The sequence below is a fragment of the Polymorphospora sp. NPDC050346 genome (assembly GCF_040655695.1).
Lineage (GTDB): Bacteria > Actinomycetota > Actinomycetes > Mycobacteriales > Micromonosporaceae > Polymorphospora > Polymorphospora lycopeni.
Genome location: NZ_JBFAKM010000094.1, coordinates 1 through 3234 on the forward strand (window position 1 = coordinate 1; position 3234 = coordinate 3234).

Here is a 3234-nt window from a genome sequence, read left to right on the forward strand (position 1 = left end):
GGCGGCTCTCCCGGGACGTTCGAGAGACCGGACCAGCGTGGCGTCGCCGGTCCACCGCTCGTACTCGTCGAGCAGGATGACGAAGAGAGGAGTGGAGTCGGCGCTACCGTAGTACGGCGAGTGTGGCTGCTCCTCGAATGCGGCCGTCTCCCCGTACCGCAGCTCGTGGAGGATCTTCCCGGGCTCCTCCTCGCGGAAGTCGTGCAGGACGGCCCCCTGTCGCACGGTGAGCTGGTATAGCGTCGTGGCGGCGAGGTCGGGCGCGAACGGCAGTGCCTGGATGCTGGTGAGGATGCTGTCCCGGCCGAAGATCGCCATGAACCACGGTAGGCCGGCGGCGGGGATGGCGTGTCCGCTGGCGGTCAGCGGTGCGTAAAGCAGCGCGGAGAGGTCGGCCAGGCTGCGTCGGTAGGTCATTCCCAACGTGGGGGAGTCGCAGGTGAGGCGGGGTGCCTGCGCGAGCCAGCCGGCCAGGTCCTGCCGGATCTGCGCTCGGGATCGACCGGGTCTGCCCTCCAGGCTCTTGCGAAGGTCGCGCCCGCCCAGGCCCAGCGCCTGCACGTGCAGGTCGGTGGTCCATTGACCGTGCGGTTCGAGTCGAACGTGGTATGTCAGCCCCTGCTCGTCGACTCGGGCCGGCACGGTGGACGAGACCAGGGTCTCCCGACAGAACGCTTCCCGCCGATAGCCGAGACGTAGGCGCCCGCCGTCGACCTGGGTGTAGTACGTCCCGCTCTTGTTCCGCACGTCCTTGATCTCGAAGAGGTCGGCGAAGTCGCTGTCGACGTCGATCCGGATCCGCAGGTCGACGGGCTTGGGTTCGTGGTTGATCACGGTCAGTTGCTCCATGAAGCTTCCGCCGATGGAGCGGTCGCGAATGGCCGAAACACCGATGTCGACGAGTGGAGCGGGGAGGGTCGGGACGACGACCATGCGGCTCTCGAAGTACTCGACCTCCTCGACGGTGAGCACGTTCACCCGCTCGTCGTTGATGGACAGGATCCATTTCGACAGGAATCGGGTGTCGAACGAGAAGAACCCGGTCGGGATGGTGGGAGACGCGTCGATGTCGCCCGTCTCCTCACTGACGACGAACGTGTTGCCGTCCAGCAGCCGGACGAGGCCGTCGCTCATGCCGCACGTCTCCGTTCGCGGCCGAAATCCCGAGGGTGATGGGCTTCGGGCGGCGCCGGCATGAGCCGAACGAAGAGGCGGCCCAGTCGGACATCACCCTCCGTCGTGATGTCGTTGCGCAACCATGCCGGGTACATCTGTGACTGGCCAGCCAAGATCCGGTCGAAGGTCGCCCGGCTGCCATGGAATACACAGTCGGCCTTGCCTCCATCGCGAGAGACGCGGATATCGCCCCGTTCGATGGCCACGAACCAGCGGTCGACGCCCTGCTCGTGGGTGAGGTCGAACCGTATGGTCCCGGTGGCGTCCTCGAGGAGGGTTTCGTGCCCGCGACGGGCGAGGGATTGGAAGAAGCTCGTGGTGGGATTCGACATGTCCGCCTCCCTCCGATGCGCGCCGAGCCCGGATGAGCCGCCTACCCACCCTGCCCCGGAGCGAGGCCCTGCCGCACCACCTGGATCGGGTGAATTTCCCCGCGCCGCTCGCGACCGCAGTCCAGGTTCATCCGTTCCGGGTGAGGCCGACCCACCCTGATGCGAATGATGCTGCTCGTGGTCCGGCGGATTTCTACGGGGGTGGTGCCATGTCGGAGGCGACCAGGAAGTTCTTCAAAGCGCTCGAACGACACGGCCACGAACGCCTGCTGAAGAAGACGAACGGCACCATACGGTTCGACCTCGAGCGTGACCACGACGTCGACCACTGGTTCGTGGAGATCCGCGGCGGCGTCGTCCGGGTGTCACAGCAGAACCGCGCCGCCGACACCGTCATCCGCTCCGACGACGCCTTCTTCGACCGGATGGTCCGCGGCGAAGCCAAACCGCACCCGGCGTGGCTGAGGAACGACATAACGCTCAAAGGACAACTCCGGCTCGTCAGCTTGCTGGAGCGGCTCTTCGCGCCGCCGCCCAACGCGCGTCACCCGCGGATCGCCGCCCGGGACCGGGGGAGGCAGGGATGAAAACCGATCTCGTCAGAATCCTGGACGGCAACATCTCCGTGTTGAGCGACGACAGCGGCGACATAGAGTCGACGCCCAACGTCCCGACCGGCTACTTCTCATTCGACACCCGGTTCCTCTCGCTGTGGCGACTGACCATCAACGGCGAACGGGTGAGCACACTGGCGATGGACGACCCGTCGTACTTCGAGGCGCGGTTCTTCCTGGTGCCCGGGGCCCCGACACACTACGTCGACGCCAAGATCTCGGTGATCCGCGAACGGGCGGTGGCCGACAGCTTCGAGGAGCGGTTGACAGTGCTCAACCATTCCGGGGAACCGGCCGAGTTCACCGTCCGGGTGGACGCCGGCTCTGATTTCAGCTCCGTGTACATAATCAGACAAGAACGCACGCCGGCCGGCCGGCTCTACCAACGCGTCGAGAACGGTCGCCTGCACCTCGGCTACGTGCGGGAGAAGTTCCGGCTAGAGACGGTGATCTCCACGACCGAGCCGGCGCAGGTCGACCAACGGGGGCTGACCTACCACATCCGGATCGAGCCCCACGGGCAGTGGACCACCATGCTGCACGTCCGGGGGCTGGTGCTGCATCCCGACGGTCAGGACATGCGAGAACACCTGACTCCCCCTCGCCAGCAACGCGACACGGCAAGGCTCCAACACGACCTGCGGCAGTGGCTCGACAAGGCTCCGCAGCTGAGCTGCGACTGGAAGCAACTGGAGCGGACCTACCAGCGCAGCCTGGTCGACCTTGCCGCGCTGCAGTTCTCGCCGCTGGCGCTACCGACCGAGCCGCTGCCCGCGGCGGGTCTGCCGTGGAACGCCACCCTCACCGGCCGCGACCCCATCCTCACCAGTCTGCAGGTCCTGCCGTTCACACCGGACATGGCCGTCAACACCCTGCGAATGCTCGGCATCTACCAGGGCAGCGTGCTCGACGACTTCCGCGACGAGGAGCCGGGCAAGATCCTGCGCGAGTTCCGCTACGGCGAGCTGACCGCGTTTGAAGAAAATCCCACATCGCCCTACTTCGGCGCCGCCGACAACACCCCGCTCTACGTCATCCTGCTCGACGAGTACGAGCGGTGGACGGGAAACGCCGCGGTGGTGCGCGAGTTCGAGGACGAGGCGCGCGCGGCG

General features: G+C 66.5%; 4 protein-coding genes. 2 read left to right on the plus strand and 2 right to left on the minus strand.

Going from position 1 to position 3234, the window contains the following annotated elements; all coding sequences use genetic code 11:
* Window positions 1–1134 (minus strand): glycogen debranching N-terminal domain-containing protein (locus AB0I42_RS37155; protein ID WP_357544467.1); only part of this gene is annotated, 1134 nt, incomplete at its 3' end.
* Entirely contained in the window at window positions 1131–1508 is a 378-nt protein-coding gene (locus AB0I42_RS37160; RefSeq protein WP_357544468.1) for an SCP2 sterol-binding domain-containing protein, read from the minus strand. The genes AB0I42_RS37160 and AB0I42_RS37155, both read right to left, overlap by 4 nt.
* Before the next feature lie 209 nt (window positions 1509–1717).
* On the opposite strand from AB0I42_RS37160, the gene AB0I42_RS37165 reads away from it, so the two are divergent.
* Window positions 1718–2095: an SCP2 sterol-binding domain-containing protein gene (locus AB0I42_RS37165; protein WP_357544469.1), complete on the plus strand. Its 378-nt coding sequence runs from the start codon at window positions 1718–1720 to the stop codon at window positions 2093–2095.
* Window positions 2092–3234: glycogen debranching N-terminal domain-containing protein (locus tag AB0I42_RS37170; RefSeq protein WP_357544470.1), on the plus strand; the 1143-nt coding region annotated here is incomplete at its 3' end. The genes AB0I42_RS37165 and AB0I42_RS37170, both read left to right, overlap by 4 nt.